The following is a 16,948-nucleotide window of genomic DNA, read 5'->3' as shown; positions in this document are numbered from 1 at the left end:
TCGGAAACCAGCGTGATGAACGACGGACACTGGCACCTGATCGACAACCTGACCGCCAACACGGCGGCCTACCTCGATGATCATCCCACGGTGAGCCGGGGCGCCGTCGCGCTCACGCTGCTCGCCGGGGTCTACGTGACCATCGTGGCGCGCTCCTGGGCTGTCTCGGTCTGCTCCGACCGCACGTTGCGCCGCGTGCTCCACCTCAGCGCGATGGCGGCCGGCGGCTGCCTGTTCCTCACGGGCCTGTTCTACGACAGCCTAATGCGGGGCGAGGACGGCGCCATCACCTTCGCGCCGCTGCTCTACGTCTACTACCCGGCCTGCATCGCGCTCTCGTGCGGGGCGATGGTGTTTGCCGGCGCCCAGGTGTTCTGCGCGCTGCACGTCCGGCCAGCCCCGCTGCTGCGCGCGGCCGTACCGGGGCTGCTCGGCGCCTGGCTCTTCGCCCTGTCGGTGCCGGTCTTCCAGTTCGCCCTCGTCCTGGGGCTCGGCCGATGAGGACTGCCGATAAATTCTGCGATCTCGCCGGCTTCGATCCTGAGCGCGAGGAGGCCGTCGTCTACGCCCATGACGGCTCGCAGCTCACCCTGATCGAGATCGACGGCACTCGCTCGATCGTGTCGAGCGACGACTACCTCATCAACGTCGTCGAGCGCTTCGCCGGCGGTGTCGCGCAGATCCTGAAGCGGCCCGGCCACCAGCTCACGATCTCCTACGAGTCCTCGCTCAACACGGCGCGGCTGCTCGACCCCTTCGTCGCGCAGCAGGGCCGGCGGGCCCGCCAGAAGGGGCTCTCGGTCGAGGCGCTGATCGAGGAGGGCCGCGCGGTGCTAGAGGGCCGAGCGCGCTCCGAGACGATCCTGCTCGCGGCCTGGACCCGGCCGACGGCCGGCACGGCGGAGGAGGTCCGCCGCCAGCAGAAGGAGAACCGGCGGGCCTGGCAGGCGCTGCCGCCGGCCCGGGACGCCCAGAACCCGTTCCTGCATCTGGGGGCGCTCGCCGGCCCGCACGGCGCCTACGTGCGCCGGATCATGGAGGCGCTCGGCGAGGCCCGCCTGCAGGGCCGCATCCTCTCGCCCGACGACAAAGGCCGGCGGCGCGATCTGGAGCAGATCCGGGCGGCGGTGCTCTACCACGAGACCCCGGACGGCTGGACGCCCTACGGGCCGGGCACCCGGCGCTATCCCGGCGCCAAGGAGCGCCACGATGATGACGTGAGCGAGTTCTTCACGCCGACCGTTGCGCGGCAGATCATGACCGGCAACGCCGAGGCCGCCAGCGACATGCGCGCCCTCGACATGGGCGGGCGCCGCTACGCGCTCGCGGTGATGCGGATGTTCCCCTCGACCATCCTGCCGTTCAACCGGCTGCTGGAGACGTTGCTGGAGAGCTCCACCCGCACGGCCGACATGCCGTTCCGGGTCTGCTTCCATCTGGAGGCGCTGCGGGATGCCGATATCGGCTTCCGGCTCAAGAAGGTGGTGGCGGGCCTGCTCGCCTTCGCGAGTCCGACCAACAAGAACCTGTTCCGGGCGCTGCGCGAGTTGGAGGACGTGGTCGACGAGGACGGCGAGGCCATCGTCAAGGGCCGGGTGATCGCCACGACCTGGACCGAGCCCGGCGAGGATCCGGGGCTCTTGGAGCGGCGGCGGTCCTACCTGATGAGCGGGATGATGACCTGGGGCGAGGCGGTGATGACCGACGCGCCCCACAACCCGCTGCGCGCGCTCTGCGAGACCGTGGCCGGGATGACGGTCCAGGCCGAGGTGCCGCCGGGCTCGATCGCGCCGCTCGGCGATCTCGCCGCCATGCTGCCGTTCCATCGCACGGCGCCGGTGTTCAAGCAGGGCCAGTCGATGCTGCTGACGCCCGACGGCAAGCCGGTGCCCTACGAGGCGCTGAGTCCCGAGCAGCTGTTCTGGCTCACCCTGATCCTTGCCACGCCGGGCTCGGGCAAGAGCGTGCTGATGAATCGGCTCAACGTCGAGTTCACGGCCTTCAGCGCCGGGGTGGCGCTGCCGTACCTCGCCGTGATCGACGTGGGCGTGAGTTCCAGCGGCTTCATCGAGCTCGTGAGGAACGCGCTCCCCCCGGAGCGGCGGCACGAGGCCTACTACGTCCGCCTGCTCAACACCCCCGATCACGCCGTCAACCCGTTCGATCTCGGGCTCGGCCGCCGGATGCCGCTCGATCGCGAGCGGACCTTCGTCGAGAACTTCCTGACGACGCTCCTCAACGTGGCGAGCCCGGAGGCGGCGCTGCTGATCCCGCGCCTCATCACCCGGGCCTACCAGATCAAGAGCGACCTGCAGTTCTCGTCCTCGCCCTCGATCTACCAGCCCAATGTTGATCCGGAACTGGACCGGATCATCGCGCACCACCGGATCGAGGTGGGCGGCCGGACGCGCTGGTGGCGCATCGTCGACGCGCTGGTGGAGCTCCGACTCTACACCGCGGCGCAGCGCGCGCAGCGCCACGCGATGCCGGTGCTGGAGGATCTCGCCCGGGTGCTCGGCGAGCCGATCATGGCGGCCGACTTCACGCCCGAACTGGTGCGCTCGGTGCAGCGCTCGCTCGAGGCGGCGATCGAGAAATTCTCGATCTTCGCCCGCTCGACCCGGCTCGACCTCGGCGAGGCCCGGGTGGTGTCGATCGACCTGCAGGACGTGGCTCAACGCCACAAGTCGCCGGAGGCCGAACGCAACAACGCGCTGATGTTCATGATCGCGCGGCACGTCTACCTGTCGAAGATCTCCGGGTTCTCGGAAGAGATCGCGAAGATGGACTTCCCATCGGACGAGGGCTTGCGCGAGGAATACGTCCGGTACTGGGAGGCGCGCTACCACGCGGTGGCGGAGACCCCGAAGCGCCTGTGCATGGACGAGTACCACCTGACCGGCGGTGTCGAGACGATCGCCAAGCAGGTGAAGAGCGACGCGCGCGAAGGCCGCAAATGGGGCCTGGAGCTGATCCTGGTCAGCCAGCTGCTCGCCGACTTCGACACGCTGGCCGACATGGCCTCCACCGTCATGGTGCTCAACGCGGACTCGAACGAAATCCGCGAGGAAGCCCGCCGTGTCTTCGGCTTCGACGGGGCGGTGAAGAGCGCCCTGGAGCGTCAGGTGCACGGCCCGCAAGGCCGGCGTGGCGCGAACCTGCTGGCCCGGTTCAAGCTCCGCGAGGAGGAGCGCTGGATCGTCCTGAACAATTCGCTCGGCCCCCGGATGCTGTGGGCGCTGACCACCAAGGCCGAGGACCGCCTGGTGCGCGACGAGCTGTACCGCCGGATGGCGGTCAACGATGCGCTGCGCATCCTGGCCTCCCGCTTTCCCGATGGCACCGCCATCGAGACGTGGGGCCGGGTGGCCGCGCTGGCGCGGGTCGGTGAGGACCGGATCGCCAAGACGATCGTCGATCAAGTGCTGGGGGAGCTGATGAGCGACGCTCGGCCCCCGATCGACAGCTCAAAAACCGCTGCCTGACGATGGAGGCTTTCATGAAGTTCAAGGATATTCCGTACCGGGTGCTCGCGAGCACCACCATGCTGACCATGAGCGCGATGTCGGCTCTGGCTCAAGCCACCGGCGGGACCAGCAGTGATCCTTCGGCACCGCTGGAGATGCTCAAGACGGCCCGCCAGAAGGCGCAGTCCTCGCAACTGAACGCGTCGAGCATCGCGACCGGCGGCAACAATGCCGGCATCGTCATCACCATCCTGTTCGCCGTGGTGGGCATCGCGCTCGCCGGGATCTCGGCCGTGAAGCTCTACAAGTCGTCGCAGGACGACAACGCGCGCGAGGATGCCGGCCGGTCGCTGGTCGGCCTCGTGGTCGGCTCGGGCATCACCATCCTGGGCGTCATCATCGGTGTCGTGACCACCTACATGACCGGCAATACCTGACATGGAATACGGCACCAAGCGTGGCCCTCCACAGGGAGCCTCCGCTTGGTGCCCCGTGTGCAACGCCCATTTTTGGCAAAAATCAAAATTTTCTTCGGCGCAAGCCGATCTCGCGATCGACAATCTGCCGCTCAATACCCCTCATGGATCCCAGATTAGATCTCGGGTGACTGCTTTCATGTTTGCCAGAATCATCACCCATAGCTTGTGATCCGTGATTGGAGTCCCGGATCGATGTGACGAAGCCAAGCGTAGTCCGGGAAGAACAGTGCTTTCTGTGAGAGGGCCAGGGCTGCCAAGTCCGCGATGGCGTCCTTCATGTCGTCCGCGCTGCCGAGCACCGCGTGGACCTGATTCAATCCATCCATGTCCCTCCCGGCCTGATCGGTCATCGCCGCGAGCATGTAGCCGCGCAGGATCGACAGCAGCTCGACCGGCAAGTCAGAGGCGGGGTCGACGGCAAGGCGGTCCGCGGCCCTCCGCGCTGCCTTGAGGATGGCGTCGCGGCCTTTCCGGTTCTTGAGCGGGGCCGTCGCATCGGTCGTCAGGAAGAGCGCGGCGGCCAGATACCAGGGGACGTCATCCACGACCGTCTCCACCGCTCGGGTATCGCGCAGGTCGCGCAGTCCCTTGAACGGGTTTGCGGCCGGGCCGGCCGGCACCGGGTCCGTTTCCGGCGATCTAATCGCTCGCTCGGCCGAGCCGAAGGCGCCGAGGATGCCTGCCTGCGCGAAGCCGGCAGCCGGCGCGGTGATGAGCACCTCGATGTGCTCCCGGCTGCGCTTGCGCCAAGCAAGGAAGCCGAGGAGCGCGGTGAAGAGGGTGGCGGCCAGGCCGAAGCCGACGGACGACTTGTAGATCGAGACGAACGCGAACGGCTCGCCGGCCGGCATGCCGGTGAAGTACCTTCCCCAGCCCGTGAACCGCCACAGCGTGGCCGTCTCGGCGAGGCGAAGGCCGGCATAGACGCGCCCGAGGATCGGCGAGAGGCTCCACCAGACGAGGGCGAGCATGGCCAGCGTGGCAAAGCCGAGCACGCCGGCGCCGACGATCTTGCCAGGGCTCGAGGCCTGGACCGGCTTCTGGAACAGCGTGCTCATACGGAGCGTCCGCGTTGGGGCTCGTCGCGGCCGTGCGTCTGCTGCTGGGCGAGCGCCGTCTGCAGCCGATCGTCGGCAACGACGGCCTTGATCAGCGGCTTCAGGACGGCGCGGATCTCATCCAGGTCCTGCCCGTGGGGAAGCAGGTTCCTGGCCTCGCCGACGCCGCCCTGGACCAGCAGGACGGAGCCCTGACGGCCGAACCGCTCGATGAGGCTCTGATCGATCTGGCGCACCTCCGCGGCCAGCCGAGGTTCGGCAGCGATCTCCTGCGGTGACCGAGTCTTGAGCGCCTCGGACAGAGCCTCGCTCGGGCCCAGGATCTCGATGCGGTTGCGAACCGCATCCTCCGGCCGCTGGCCGACGAGCATCAGATAGGTCGCCGGGATCAGGACGCGGCCGGTGACCTGGCTGCGCACGGCCTCCTCGCGCGGCTGGCCGGGCGCCAGGCGCTCGCCCTCGGCCAGCACGCGCACGTCGACGCGCTGGTTGTTCTGCGGCATGGCGGCGAAGGCGTTTAGCGGCACGGCCGAGATCTGCCGGCTGTCGCGCACGAGGGCATGGTGGTAGCTCGTGGCGATCACCTGTCCGCGGACCTGGGTCCCCGGCTCGGGCAGGACGATGCGCGGCGCCCCCATCAGCCGCACGGCCTCGAACGCCTCGGCCGACAGCCGCCCTAGCACCGGATGCGCGCGCTGCTCCTCCGAGTAGCGCGCGTTGCGCACCATCTCGCCGAACGGCCGGATCTGGCCGCGGGTGGCCAGCACGAGGGCGTCGCGGGTCTCGCTCGGCACCCGGGTGATCAGGGCCTGGTCGAGCGGCTGTTTGTGGTGGCGGGCGTACTGCTCCATGAACGCCAGCAGCGTGCGGGTGTTGCCCTCGCGGTACGGGTGGGTCTGCCAGAGCGCCGCCATCGTCTGCGCGAAGCGGATCGCGGGCCGGCTGTCCTTCAGATTGCCGGGCTCGCTGCGCAGTTGGGCCAGGGCGGCCTGCGCGTGGCCCTCGATCGCGGCGGGCGGGCTGTAGGCGACGCTCTTACCCTGCAGGACGATTTCGGGCTTCCAGAGATCGACGGTGCGGGTCTCCCCCGCCCAGGCGTAGATCTCGCCGAACAGGCGTTTGTGCACGGCGGCGTAGTGCGCCAGGTCGAAATTCCCGAGCACCGGCTCCTTCTGCATCCGGCGCAGGGCCCGGAAGGAGACGATCTGCTCGCGCTGGGCCAGGGCCTCCGGGTCGCGGATCTCCTCCCGGTTCCGCAGGACGTCGGTGCCCTCGTAGACGTAAGGGTCCGTGCTCATGCGGCTTCTCCCCGGCCGAGAGTACGCCGCGCGTCGAGGGCAGCGAACACCTCGGCGTTGGTCACAAGCTCGGCGTCCGCGAGCATGGCGCCGAGCTGCACGCGCACGCTCATCTCGTTGCCCGAGCCGCGCATGATCGCCAGCGCCTGCTCGTCCTCGACAGTGGTCAGCGCGGCGACGAAGGGCGCCAGCTCGCGCTCGTCGACGCCCGAGGCGATCGCCTCGAGCAGCGTCAGGGCTTCCTCGCGCCGGGTCACGAGCGTGGGCAGATCGGATAGGCTCATGGTGTCGATCCTCGGTTACGCGCGGCCGCTGCCGGTCCCGGGCAATCCTCTCGATCCGTCCTGCGACGGCCCAAAGCCCAGGCGTTCTCTATCTCCTACCCTTACCCATCGTCGCCACGGCGCCAATACAATCTCCGTGGCTCCCGCATCACAGCGACAGGCCGAGATCCTGGTCCCTGTCCAGGTTCCGCTCCTGCTCCAGCGTCAGGTCCTGGCGCTGCGCGAGGGAGATCAGGCGTTCCAAGGTGCCGTCCTTGATGTAGGAGGCGACGTAGCCCCCGCCGCTCAGGATCGCCCGCTCGTCGTCGTCGAGCCACTGGCCCGGGCCGAGGCTGCGCTGCGGCGACTGGCCGATCGCTCCGGTGGCGCCGAACCGGCGCCCCACGGCCTCGGCGAAGGCGATCACCTCCGCCCACAGCTCGGGCGTCGCGACGGCTTCGGCCACGGCGGTATCGAGGGCTTTCGTCACCGTCGTCGACGTGCGGCCGACCTTCGCCAGGGCTGCGGCCGCTCTCGGGCTCAAGCCCGGCACCGCGATCAGCAACCGCTTGCGGTACTGCATCTCGGCCGCACGTCCCTTCCCGGCGATCGACTCGAAACGACCCCTGAGTTCACCCGCCAAGGCCCTCGCCTCGGTCAGGGCCGACACGGCGGCGGCGTGCTCCTCCTTCTCCGCTTTCGGGACAAACCAACCCTTCCGACCGCGCAAGCCCCCATACGGCTCGACATCGGCGAACAGGGCATCGACCCGGGCGGCGAACGCGCGCGCGGGCTGGCGCAGCTCGGCCAGGATCGCGGCGTAGAGCGGCCCAGGCTTCTTGACCGCCAAGCGCAACTCTCGGGCGATGGGTCCGCTCCACGGTGATAGATCGGTCTCGATATCGACCCGGTTATAGAGCGCGTCCTTGAGCCCCTTTTCGCCGAGGTCGATTGCGGCGAGGAACGGCTTGAGCGGTGCCGGGGCGGCGGTGCTCGTCCCCGCCGCGGGCGCGGGATCGCCGCGAAGCTCCACGTTCAGCTCGACGCGCATGGTCTCGTTGGGACGGTGGGCGGCAACCGCCTTCCAGGCCACGGCGAGACGCGCGGCGAGGCCGTGCAGCTGGCGCCAACGGCCCTCGACCTGGCGCACCATCGCCCGGGCGCGTCTCACCAGGGCGGGAACGAGTACGGCGTGACCGTTGAGGCCGCGCCGTTCGGCGAACGCGCTCGCTAGCGCCCGCAGATCCTGCGGGCGGACTCGGTCGGCGATCTCGCTTTCCGCGCGCTCCAGCCGGGTCAGGGCGGCCTCGATCGCCGCCAGAGCCGGGGATGCGGATGCATCGAGGGTGGGCGTGTCGAGGCGGGCGGCGTCCGGAGCCGCTCCGGCCGCGAGGGCCGCAGTATCGTTGGTCGGCAAATCGGCTTCGAGCCGGTTCGCCAGCGCCGTGATCCCGGCCGCCATCCGGCCGGCATCGAGCAGCGGCAACTCGCTCGCGCGATCCCGCACGGGCTCGCCGTCCATCGCCTCCGGCGGCTGGGTCAGAGAGACCGCGGACTCGCGGAACGCGGCCTCGTCGGCATAGTCGAGGGTCGAAGCCTTCGAACCGTCCCGCGCCATCCGCCGCGCCAGACCGTCGAGGGCGGCCGCGTCGAGGGTATCCGTAGACGGGGCAGCGCCGAGCTTGGGCAGCCGCCAGGTCGGAATGAAGTCGGCGTGCGCGCCGTGAAGCGTGACCGTGTGCCGATGGCGCGTCATCGCCACGTAGGCGAGGTGGCGATCCATGCTGGGCGTGGCCAGCACATACACCCGGTCGAGGGTCGCGCCTTGAGCTTTGTGCACGGTCGCGGCGTAGCCGTGGTCGAGGTTGCGGTAGACCTCGGCTCGCACCTCGATCCGCTCGCCGTCGCCGGCTCCATCCCGATCGAGCTTGACCACGAGCCGGCCGCTCGCCGCCGTCTCGACGGTGGCGAGCATGCCGTTCTTCACACCGAGCGAGCGGTCGTTCTCCAGGAACAGTACCCGGTCGCCCGCGGCGAACATCCGCTCGCCGCGGGCCGTCACGAACCGGGCCTCGTCGGCCAGCATGCCGTCGGCCTTGAGGGCCGATCTTGCCATGGTGTTGAGGGCCAGAACGTCGATGTTGGTCTGGGCCAGGATCAGCGTCTCGCTCGCGCTACCGTCCGGCTTCCGGCCGAGGTAGTCCGGCTTCCAGGCCGCGATCAACGCCGTGCGGGCCGTCTCCCGATCGGGCGAGAACCGGACCAAGCCGGCTTCGCGATAGACCCCGAAGGCGGCCGCCACCTCGCCGCGGGCAAAAGCCACGCTCGCGCGCCGCATGGCCGGTGAAGCCTGGCGCCAGATCTCGGACAGCTCGGCGTAGCCGATCGTCTCGGTGATCGCCCGGAACCCCGCCCCGGCCTCGATCGGCTGGAGCTGCATCGCGTCGCCCACCAGCACCATCTTGGCGCCGCGCCGCTCCACCTCCTGCACGATCCGCGAGAGCTGCTCGGAGGCGACCATGCCGGCCTCGTCGAGCACGAAGACATCGCCGGCCCGGAGCAGGTCGCGATCGTTCTTCCAGGCCAACTCCCATGAGGCGAGCGTGCGGCTCGCGATGCCGGCGCTGCGCTCCAGCCCCTCCGCGGCCTTGCCGGCAAGAGCCCCGCCGACGACGCGGTGACCGGCCCCGACCCAGGCGGCGCGCGCGACGCCGAGCATGGTCGATTTTCCGGCGCCGGCGAAGCCCACAACGGCCGCGATCCGGTCCGGCTTCGTGACGTGGTGCACCGCTTCGCGCTGCTCCTCGGACAGCTCCGGGCGGGCGGCATGGGCCCGATCCAATGCGCGCTCGGACACGCGATGGTTTCGATCGGCGTAGAGCCGCCCTGTGGCGGCCTGCATCGCGACCTCGGCGCGCAGGAGCGCCCGCGTGGTCCAGCGGGCCGGCGACACCACGCGCCCGCTCTCCGGGTCGAACACCTCCTCGGCGACGGCCACGAGTTCGGGCGACTGCCCGAGCCGGAGTCGCACCTCTTGGAAAGCTTCAGCATCGTCGATGTAGCGAAAGACCGCCTTGGCGAGGTCGCGCTCATCGAACACGCTCTTCTCGCGGGTCAGGATCGGGAGCAGCGTCTCGGGATCGTCGATGATCGCCTGCGCGTTCCGGATGCGCTTCTGCTTCTCCTCCTCGACCCGATCCGCGACCTTGCCCCGCAACGCCATGTTCGAGGCGTGCACGCCGATATGCTCGGTCGGCTCGATGCGGATGCCGGCCTCGATGTGCGAGCGGTGGTCGATGCGCCGTTCGTGACCGGCTGCTGCGAGGTGGACATTCGCCACTTCCGCCCACGAACGGCGCCACGGGACGAGGTGCTTCATCGGCCCGGCGAGGCGTTCATAGTGCGGCTTTCCGTCATCACGGTAGAGGACGTTGCCGTCGCGGTCGCGCCGGAACTCGTGCTTGGCCGAGAAGCCGTCCTCGGTCAGGCTTCGCAGCGGGACCATGACATGGAAATGCGGGTTTCCCGGCGCGTCGTGCAGGGCCCAATCGGCGACGAGGCCCTTGGCGGTGATCTCCGCTTCGATCCAGTCGCGGGCCAGCGCAACGTTCTGATCCAGCGTCAGCTCGACCTGGAGCGCGATGTTCATCTCCATCGCGAAGCCGGTGCCCTTCAGACCCTCCTTCTTCTCGACGGCATTCCAGAGGTAGGCCGAGGCACCGTTCTCGCTGCGGCCGTCGATGGCGGTGCGGAACCAGGCCGGGACCTCGGCCGGGAGGCTCAGCTCGGTGTGGGCCACGAACTGCTTGCCCTCGTAGGAGATGACCTTGCCGTCGCTCTCGCGGGTCATGGTGGCCGCACGCCGATAGGCGGCGGCAGCGACGGCGCTCTTGCCGGCGTTGCGGCTGATGACCTGAGCCGAGAGGTGATAGATCGCCATGCGAGGGATACCCGAGCTTGGCCATTAGCAGCTTACCCACGGAACGGCAAGTTCCGCATAAGTGCGCCCCTTCGTAGAACTCAGGCGACTTTGCGGAGGCGCTTCGCGCCGTAGCTCCGCTTTGAAGAGGCCCCTACGGGGCCGATCCTTCCGTCCAGCGAACGCCGACCAGCGCGACCGTCATTCTCGCGCCAACGCCGGGAAGAAGGGGATGCTTATGGAAGGGACCGCCATACCACTCTGCGACCCGATCGCAGCTCGCTTCGGGCGCGCGATCGCAACGGGTAGCTTGGCCGCACGAGGTTCAAGACCGACGGCGCTCTATGCTGAGAAGCCGGGCCTGGGACGGAGTCGACGCGGACACCAGGATCGTCGGACGTGTGACGTTGGGACCACGGTTCCGAAATCAAGACAGCGCTTACGATCAACGGTATTGACGCAGCGTTTCGTGATCTCACCGCGGGTGATAACGAACCTTCTTCAACGGAATAAGGAGTGGGTATCCATGGCCAGGTCGAAATCGCGCGACGCGATCCTCAACGAGATCGAAGCGCTCCAGAAGAAGCTCAAGGCGCACGACAAGGCCGAGGCCGAGCGGATCGGCAATATCGCGCTCAAGGCTGGCCTCGGATCGGTCAACATCTCCGATGAGGCCCTGACCAAGGCGTTCGAGGACCTGGTGAAGCGATTTCGTGAGGGGAACCCGGACCTGGCGGAGCCCAAGGCAAAGGGACGTCGAGGCGCTGGACAGGCTCAGGAGAGCTCTGGTGAAACAGCAGCGTGACGCGCGCCGGGAGGACGCTCACAAGAAGATCCTGCTCGGTGGTCTCGTCGTCAAAGCCGGGCTCGCTGACCTGCCGAGCAACGTCCTGCTCGGCCTCCTGATCGAGGGCCGCGAGCGCACCCGCGACCCTGACACAGTCGAGCGAATGGCTCGACTCGGGGACAAGGAATTCAAAGCATGAAGTGGGTCTACGCCGCGCTCACCGTCGCGATCGGCCTCGCGCTGCATCTCGGGATCACCCTGTTTCTCGCGCCGCCTGTCGGGGCAGTCTACGTGGCGGAGCCGGGGCATTCGACGATGCTTCATGCGCTGCGCGTTGCCGCGGTGGCGTTCCCCGCCCTCGTGCTGTTCGCGGCGGCCGGTCTCACGCGGCCGGGCGACAGCGGTCGCGTAGTTGCCGCCTGCACGTCCCTGTTCCTAATCGGCTTGTGCGCTTGGACGGCGCGGGACGAGTACGCCCGGCTGGTGGCTCAGAACCCGGGCGCGGATGCGCGGCGGCTGCTGCGGCAGACCGACATTCCGCTGTTCTGCGCCGTCATGTTCGCGGGCTTCGTCGCCTTCATCACCCCGCTCGTCTCCCTGGTCCGGGTCAAGAAGACGGCGCGCGGCTATAACAAGCCGATCCGCTCCAAGTCGGCCGCGCACGGCGATGCCGAGTGGGCGGCGATGAAGCTTGCCGGAGAGCTGTTTCCCGAGGATGGCGCCCTTGTGTTGGGCGAACTCTACCGCCCCGATCTCGACCCCAAGAGCACCGCGCGTGTGTTCAAACCGAACGACCCCAGGACCTGGGGCTCCGGTGGTCGCAAACCGATGATGGGGTTCGACTGTGATTTCGGCTCGACCCACGGTCTGATCTTCGCCGGATCGGGTGGCTTCAAGACCACGGCCGCGGTGATCCCGATGCTCCTGTCGTGGCCCGGTAACGCGGTGGTCCTCGATCCCTCGACCGAGTTGCATCCGATGCTCGAAACGTACCGCAAGAACATCCGCGGTAAGGGCTTCAGGCGCGCCGTCCACTGCATCACGCCGACCAAGCCGACGAGCGGCTTCAATGTCCTCGACTGGATCGGCCGGGGCGAGAACAGCCCGGAGAAGGACATTGCGGCCGTGGTCGGCTGGATCGCCACCGGGCCGGTCAAACGCGACGATCCGAAGGACTTCTTCCGCAACTCGGCCTTGCAGCTCCTGCGCGGCGTGCTCGCCTACATCTGCCTCAATCGCTCGTACGACGACCGGGAGAAGCCGCGCACCCTGCGCACCCTGCGCGAGATGATCTCCGAGCCGGAACCGGATTTCCTGGAGCGTCTGAGCCTCATCCTGCGTGCGGAGGATGAGGGCTCATTCGCCTCGCTGGCGCTCGGGCCATTCAAGTCGATGACGCCCCAGACGTTCTCGGGCGTCTACGCCACCGCGGCCGACCTGACCAACTGGTTGAGCTTCAAAGAATACGCCGCAATCGTCTCGGAGGGCGAATTCTCCAGCCTCGATCTGATCCACGGCGACATCGACGTGTTCATCTCGCTCGATCTCCAGACGCTGCAGGATTACGCGGGTCTGGCACGGGTCATCATCGGCGGTCTCCTCAACGCGCTCTATCACGCCAACGGCGAGATCAAGGACCGCGTCGCGTTCCTGCTCGACGAGGCGGCCCGCCTCGGCAACATGAGCCTGATCGAGATCGCCCGTGACGCCGGCCGGAAGTACGGCATCACGCTCGTCATGGTCTACCAATCGCTCGGGCAGCTCCGGCAGCAATGGGGCGACAAGGACGCCGTCAGCGCCTGGTTCGAGTCCACATCCTGGCAGAGCTTTTCCGCGATCAACGACGTCGATACCGCCAAATGGCTGTCGGAGCGGTGCGGGTATTACACCCAGGAGATTGTCTCCTACAGCCAGCAGGCCCGCTCCGGCAGAATGGGCTCGGGCGGGGTCAGCCTCTCGGCCTCGACCAGCCTGCAGAAGCGCGCGCTCATCATGCCCGACGAGATCATCAACACGATGCGGCGCGACGAGCAGATCCTGCTGGTCGGCGGCGTCGAGCCGATCCGCTGCGGCCGCCCGATCTACTACCGCCGCAACGACATGAAGAAGCTGGTCGGCCAGAACCGCTTCCATACCCGCGATACACAGGACACGCCGGATTACGACGATGCAGGCGGCGAGTCCGTGAGAGAGGCGGCCTGACAGACCGCTCGCCGCAGCGGAAGCTGCGGTGATCTCCGTTCGATGAATGGGATCGGCGGCCTCCTCCGGCAACGCGGATCGATGGGCCCGCCGCGCGGTACGAACCAGGGTGAAGCCCTCCCGGTCACCGGGTTGCAGGCCGCCGTTGGGCGGCCCTGGAGGAGGGGGTTCAGCCCTCCGTCGTGAGCTTGGCGGCCTCGGCCAGGGCGGCCTTCAACTCGGCCGCGATGGTGCGCCGCTCGCGCGGGCAGGTGATCGAGGACAGCTCGGCCCGAAGTTCCGCGACGTGGGTCAGGAGGTCGAAGCGGGCGTGGGCGGGGAGGGTGGAGGTGGAGCGCGGCATCGGCTGGGTTTCCTGGGGCGCTCGGGACCGTCCCTGCGCGATGCGACCCCTCAAACAGGCGACGGCGCCGCCCGCACCCCGCAGGGGCCGCAGCGCAGCGGAGGACCGGGAGGCCTGACGATTTTGTCCCGCGAGGAATGGCGCGCAGCGCCAGGGGAGAATCGTCTGGCCGGACGGTTGCGGGCGGTGACGGCGTCTGTTCCCTTGTCGCCATCGTGTTGGGACGGTCCGTCGCTGTGGCAACGTCGCTGCCGCAGTTCACCACCGTTTCCGCATGGGTCGGATCGGCCGGGCGCCGTGCTTGCCGGATGGGGCGTGGTGGCCGTCTCACAGACTCGCCGCCGCTCCAGACTGGCTCGGGAGGACGCCCCCCAACGCGCCGCCGCCTCCCGTGATGGCGCCCTCTCCGGTCGCCCCCAAGCCTCGACGCCCGACCGGATGGGCTCCTCTCGCTGGGGAGGACCGCCTCGTCCTGGCGCGGGTCGGCACCCGCTGCCCACTGACGCTACAGCAGATATGTGCTACCTCAAGCTGACAGGCACAATCCGAGGGCAACGATGTCCCATTCCTCGCCTCAGCGCGGCGTCGACCCCGGATCGATTGGGACCCGCAATCTCGACGCGATCGCCGCCCTGCTCGGTATCCCCGTCACCGTGCTCCTGGAACCGAACAGCCACGCCGCGCGGGAGCGCGACGCCGAACTCCTTATGCGGTTGTGGTCGCGCCTCGGATCACCGGAGGCGCGCGCTCGGGCGATCGGCGCAGTGCGGGCCGAGCTCGCTCGTGAGGTCTCAAGCCCCGACCGGGTGTGGACACCGTTGAAGCGCCTCTATGCCGACGGCGCAGTCATCCGCTTTGACGTGTGCGAGCCCGCCGATCTGCGCCTGTCGCTTGACTTTGGCGACTCCACGATCAGCGCCACCGGGGTCGAGGATGTGGGCGAGTTGATCCAGGCCTTCCAGCTTTCGGACGAGGAGCGGGTTTCCTGTGACCGTCAACGCTTCACCCTGATCGAGGTGGATGAGGATGGTGGCCGCACTGTCCTCTACCGCGACGCCGGGGCCGAGGTTCGGATACCCCGCCGCGCCTACGACCGGATCGGCACGATCGTGGCGGATCTGGTCGGCGATCCGCGCGTGCGATCCGCCTTCGCGGAGGCCTCCTGGCAGCAGGTCGCCGACGCCCGGGCCGCCGCCTGGTTCTCCGGTCCGGAGGGGTCCGGCGCCTAAGCGCAGGCTTTCATTCCCCGGCGGTTATGTTCTCGGAACACGCCGGGCCTTCCCGGCTCTCACAGCCGCAGCTGCCGCCGCCGCGACGCGCGACATGAACTTTCGAGAGAACCGCCCGAGCGGCTTGGCGTCTTCGAGCGCGTAAGATGCGGCGAGGTCGTCGGTATTGAATTCGTCCACGATGACCCAGGCCGGTGTGTAGAGCTTCGCACGGCGCGCCTCCGTTTCCGGAATCTCGACGAAGTGGCTGGCCAAGTTCGGGGACTGGCTGGTAATCGGGAACAGGAGGGGTCGCGGGCGCCCGTCCCTGCCGGCAACGATGAGCATGACGCAGGTCGGACGCGCCTTGCGGCCTGTCTCCTCGCCGCGATCGGCTTCGCGCGCCCACAGGTAGGCGTAGAGGACGATGTCCCCGTGCTGGGGCTCAGTCATCTCGGCCCTCATCCTGTGCAACGGCATCCAGCCCGGCGAGGATTTCATCACGCTCCGTGCCGGTCAGGTCTTCGACGCGATGCGCGCGCTGCGTGCCCCCGCCGGTGAGCCGATCGAACTGCTCGGCCGTCAGGAGGACGAACTTGCGCTTGCCGCGCTTGGTAATGTCCACGGGACCGCGGAACGCCGCCTCGACCACCTCCCCGGACCTGTTGCCGAGATCCGTCAGGGTGAAGCTCGCCATCGCCATCTCCTCGTTTGACGTATAGTAGCTGAAATAGCCGTTACAGACAAAGTGGTGAAGGGTCCGGCGCCTAAGCGCCGGCCTTCACGCCCCGCCGCACCGGGATGCCCTTCGACAGCGCCTTGTCGGCGAGGTTGTCGCTGATCCCGCCGCCGGGGAAGTGCACCACCCCGATCGGCAACTGCTCCAGGATCGCGTCGTTGCGCCGGAAGGGAGCGGCCCGGTTGTGGCGCTTCCAGTCCGGCCTGAACACCACCTGGGCGACCTTGCGGTTCTCCGCCCACTTCGCGGCGATCAGCTCGGCGCCCTCCCCGCCCCCGTGCAGCAGCACCATGTCGGGGTGCTTGGCCCGCACTCGGTCCAGGGTTTCCCAGATCACGGCGACATCCTGGAACTCCTTGCCGCCCGTGAAGGCGATCCGCACGCCCGGGGGCAGGTGGATCTCGGTCTCCGCCCGGCGCCGCGCGCTGATGAAGTCTCGGCTGTCGATCATCGCCGCGGTCATGGTGGCCCGGTTCACCTGCGAGCCGGAGCGTGGGCGCCACAGCGACCGGGTGATCCGGGTGAAGAGATGGGCTGCCGCGTCGCGGGCGTACTCGAAGCTGTTGCGGCGCTCCGACAACGTCAGCCCGAGAGCGGTGAGGCGCTCCAGCTCGACCGACAGCACCTCGCTTCCGTCCTGCTCGCGCTGGCTCCGGCGCTGCTCCTGCTCGTTCTCGTCGAGCTTGCGCGCGATCCCCTCGACGCGGCGGTGGAAGACGTTGACGAAGCCCCACAGCACGTCCTCGAGGTCGTCCTCCAGGCGTGTGCCGGCGAAGGCCTGCTCGAGGGCGGACATCGCCTGCCGCAAGGCCCCATCCATCGCGCCCTGGCCCGGGAGCGGCCGGGGATCGTCGTGCTCCTCGAACGGGCGGTATCCGGTGACCGCCAGCTCCTCCAGCAGGCTGGGATCGGCGGGCAGGTCCTCGTCGAGGTCGTGGGACAGGTGGTCGAGCATCGCGGTGATCCCTCAGATCCGGGCGGCCGGCGTCCATCGCGGCCTTCCTGGCGACCCAAGGCCGGGCCGGGGGACTGGCGCATCCGCGCGAAGCGTCCGCATCGCACGCTCGGCGATGCTGCTCGCGCGGGCCGGAGCGCCAGCGGAGGACGGTCCCGGCCGGCGATTTTGCCTCGCGAGGAATGGCGCCCCGCGCCAGGGGAAAATCGTCGGCCGGGGCGGTTGCGCCC

15 protein-coding genes are annotated in these 16,948 nt (G+C 68.6%); 7 read left to right on the top strand and 8 right to left on the bottom strand.

Annotated features, from left to right (window positions below; all coding sequences use genetic code 11):
* The first annotated feature begins 15 nt into the window (after positions 1-15).
* The 3 genes from AX737_RS14740 to AX737_RS14730 are packed head-to-tail and all read left to right on the top strand — an operon-like array spanning position 16 to position 3,904.
* A complete protein-coding gene (locus AX737_RS14740) occupies positions 16-501 on the top strand; it encodes a hypothetical protein (protein WP_066922501.1) in 486 nt (161 codons plus the stop codon).
* Positions 498-3,485 (top strand): hypothetical protein, encoded by a 2,988-nt coding sequence (locus tag AX737_RS14735; RefSeq protein WP_066922499.1) that lies wholly within the window; start codon positions 498-500, stop codon positions 3,483-3,485. Before AX737_RS14740 ends, AX737_RS14735 begins: the two co-directional genes overlap by 4 nt.
* Positions 3,486-3,499: 14 nt before the next feature.
* Complete coding sequence (locus tag AX737_RS14730; RefSeq protein WP_245293444.1) at positions 3,500-3,904, top strand: hypothetical protein; 405 nt, start codon at positions 3,500-3,502, stop codon at positions 3,902-3,904.
* Positions 3,905-4,098: 194 nt separating this feature from the next.
* Here the strand turns inward: AX737_RS14730 and AX737_RS14725 are convergent, their stop codons facing one another.
* The 4 genes from AX737_RS14725 to traA form a co-directional block, all read right to left on the bottom strand.
* Positions 4,099-5,004, bottom strand: coding sequence for a hypothetical protein (locus AX737_RS14725; RefSeq protein ID WP_066922495.1), 906 nt, complete (start codon positions 5,002-5,004; stop codon positions 4,099-4,101).
* Complete coding sequence (locus AX737_RS14720) at positions 5,001-6,302, bottom strand: Fic family protein (RefSeq protein ID WP_066922493.1); 1,302 nt, start codon at positions 6,300-6,302, stop codon at positions 5,001-5,003. Before AX737_RS14720 ends, AX737_RS14725 begins: the two co-directional genes overlap by 4 nt.
* The gene (locus tag AX737_RS14715; RefSeq protein ID WP_066922491.1) at positions 6,299-6,586 is read right to left on the bottom strand and encodes a hypothetical protein; all 288 of its coding nucleotides are present in this window, start codon (positions 6,584-6,586) and stop codon (positions 6,299-6,301) included. Before AX737_RS14715 ends, AX737_RS14720 begins: the two co-directional genes overlap by 4 nt.
* 148 nt (positions 6,587-6,734) lie before the next feature.
* Positions 6,735-10,505, bottom strand: a complete 3,771-nt coding sequence (traA, locus tag AX737_RS14710; RefSeq protein ID WP_066922488.1) for a Ti-type conjugative transfer relaxase TraA — start codon at positions 10,503-10,505, stop codon at positions 6,735-6,737.
* A 505-nt stretch (positions 10,506-11,010) separates the two neighbouring features.
* On the opposite strand from traA, the gene AX737_RS14705 reads away from it, so the two are divergent.
* From AX737_RS14705 to AX737_RS14695, 3 genes are read left to right on the top strand one after another with little or no spacing between them, the layout of a single operon-like run.
* Positions 11,011-11,289, top strand: a complete 279-nt coding sequence (locus tag AX737_RS14705; protein WP_066922486.1) for a TraC family protein — start codon at positions 11,011-11,013, stop codon at positions 11,287-11,289.
* Entirely contained in the window at positions 11,273-11,470 is a 198-nt protein-coding gene (locus AX737_RS14700) for a conjugal transfer protein TraD (protein ID WP_066922484.1), read from the top strand. Before AX737_RS14705 ends, AX737_RS14700 begins: the two co-directional genes overlap by 17 nt.
* A complete protein-coding gene (locus AX737_RS14695) occupies positions 11,467-13,473 on the top strand; it encodes a conjugal transfer protein TraG (RefSeq protein WP_066922482.1) in 2,007 nt (668 codons plus the stop codon). The genes AX737_RS14700 and AX737_RS14695 overlap by 4 nt, the downstream gene beginning before the upstream one ends.
* Before the next feature lie 169 nt (positions 13,474-13,642).
* Here AX737_RS14695 and AX737_RS34430 read toward each other — a convergent pair whose 3' ends face one another.
* On the bottom strand, positions 13,643-13,816 hold the full coding sequence (locus AX737_RS34430) for a hypothetical protein (protein WP_197430588.1): 174 nt from the start codon (positions 13,814-13,816) through the stop codon (positions 13,643-13,645).
* A gap of 557 nt (positions 13,817-14,373) precedes the next feature.
* Between AX737_RS34430 and AX737_RS35970 the strand changes: the two genes are divergently transcribed.
* On the top strand, positions 14,374-15,045 hold the full coding sequence (locus tag AX737_RS35970) for a hypothetical protein (RefSeq protein ID WP_245293443.1): 672 nt from the start codon (positions 14,374-14,376) through the stop codon (positions 15,043-15,045).
* A 24-nt stretch (positions 15,046-15,069) separates the two neighbouring features.
* On the opposite strand, the gene AX737_RS14685 is transcribed toward AX737_RS35970, so the two are convergent.
* The 3 genes from AX737_RS14685 to AX737_RS14675 all read right to left on the bottom strand — a co-directional run bounded on the left by AX737_RS14685 (position 15,070) and on the right by AX737_RS14675 (position 16,718).
* Complete coding sequence (locus tag AX737_RS14685; RefSeq protein ID WP_066922534.1) at positions 15,070-15,477, bottom strand: hypothetical protein; 408 nt, start codon at positions 15,475-15,477, stop codon at positions 15,070-15,072.
* A complete protein-coding gene (locus tag AX737_RS14680; RefSeq protein WP_066922480.1) occupies positions 15,470-15,721 on the bottom strand; it encodes a type II toxin-antitoxin system Phd/YefM family antitoxin in 252 nt (83 codons plus the stop codon). Before AX737_RS14680 ends, AX737_RS14685 begins: the two co-directional genes overlap by 8 nt.
* A 70-nt stretch (positions 15,722-15,791) precedes the next feature.
* The gene (locus AX737_RS14675; RefSeq protein WP_066922478.1) at positions 15,792-16,718 is read right to left on the bottom strand and encodes a DUF2493 domain-containing protein; all 927 of its coding nucleotides are present in this window, start codon (positions 16,716-16,718) and stop codon (positions 15,792-15,794) included.
* Positions 16,719-16,948 lie beyond the last annotated feature (230 nt).

The organism is Methylobacterium sp. CCH5-D2 (assembly GCF_001556475.1).
In the GTDB taxonomy this organism is placed as follows: domain Bacteria; phylum Pseudomonadota; class Alphaproteobacteria; order Rhizobiales; family Beijerinckiaceae; genus Methylobacterium; species Methylobacterium hispanicum.
The sequence above is the reverse complement of the archived record's forward strand: the minus strand, read 5'-3'. Positions and strand labels throughout refer to the sequence as shown.

Coding starts and splice junctions, on each gene's coding strand:
- AX737_RS14740 (WP_066922501.1), top strand. CDS start 16: ATGAACGACGGACACTGGCACCTGATCGACAACCTGACCGCCAACACG.
- AX737_RS14685 (WP_066922534.1), bottom strand. CDS start 15,477: ATGACTGAGCCCCAGCACGGGGACATCGTCCTCTACGCCTACCTGTGG.
- AX737_RS14725 (WP_066922495.1), bottom strand. CDS start 5,004: ATGAGCACGCTGTTCCAGAAGCCGGTCCAGGCCTCGAGCCCTGGCAAG.
- AX737_RS14695 (WP_066922482.1), top strand. CDS start 11,467: ATGAAGTGGGTCTACGCCGCGCTCACCGTCGCGATCGGCCTCGCGCTG.
- AX737_RS14730 (WP_245293444.1), top strand. CDS start 3,500: ATGAAGTTCAAGGATATTCCGTACCGGGTGCTCGCGAGCACCACCATG.
- AX737_RS14720 (WP_066922493.1), bottom strand. CDS start 6,302: ATGAGCACGGACCCTTACGTCTACGAGGGCACCGACGTCCTGCGGAAC.
- AX737_RS35970 (WP_245293443.1), top strand. CDS start 14,374: ATGTCCCATTCCTCGCCTCAGCGCGGCGTCGACCCCGGATCGATTGGG.
- AX737_RS14715 (WP_066922491.1), bottom strand. CDS start 6,586: ATGAGCCTATCCGATCTGCCCACGCTCGTGACCCGGCGCGAGGAAGCC.
- traA (WP_066922488.1), bottom strand. CDS start 10,505: ATGGCGATCTATCACCTCTCGGCTCAGGTCATCAGCCGCAACGCCGGC.
- AX737_RS14735 (WP_066922499.1), top strand. CDS start 498: ATGAGGACTGCCGATAAATTCTGCGATCTCGCCGGCTTCGATCCTGAG.
- AX737_RS14680 (WP_066922480.1), bottom strand. CDS start 15,721: ATGGCGAGCTTCACCCTGACGGATCTCGGCAACAGGTCCGGGGAGGTG.
- AX737_RS14705 (WP_066922486.1), top strand. CDS start 11,011: ATGGCCAGGTCGAAATCGCGCGACGCGATCCTCAACGAGATCGAAGCG.
- AX737_RS14675 (WP_066922478.1), bottom strand. CDS start 16,718: ATGCTCGACCACCTGTCCCACGACCTCGACGAGGACCTGCCCGCCGAT.
- AX737_RS34430 (WP_197430588.1), bottom strand. CDS start 13,816: ATGCCGCGCTCCACCTCCACCCTCCCCGCCCACGCCCGCTTCGACCTC.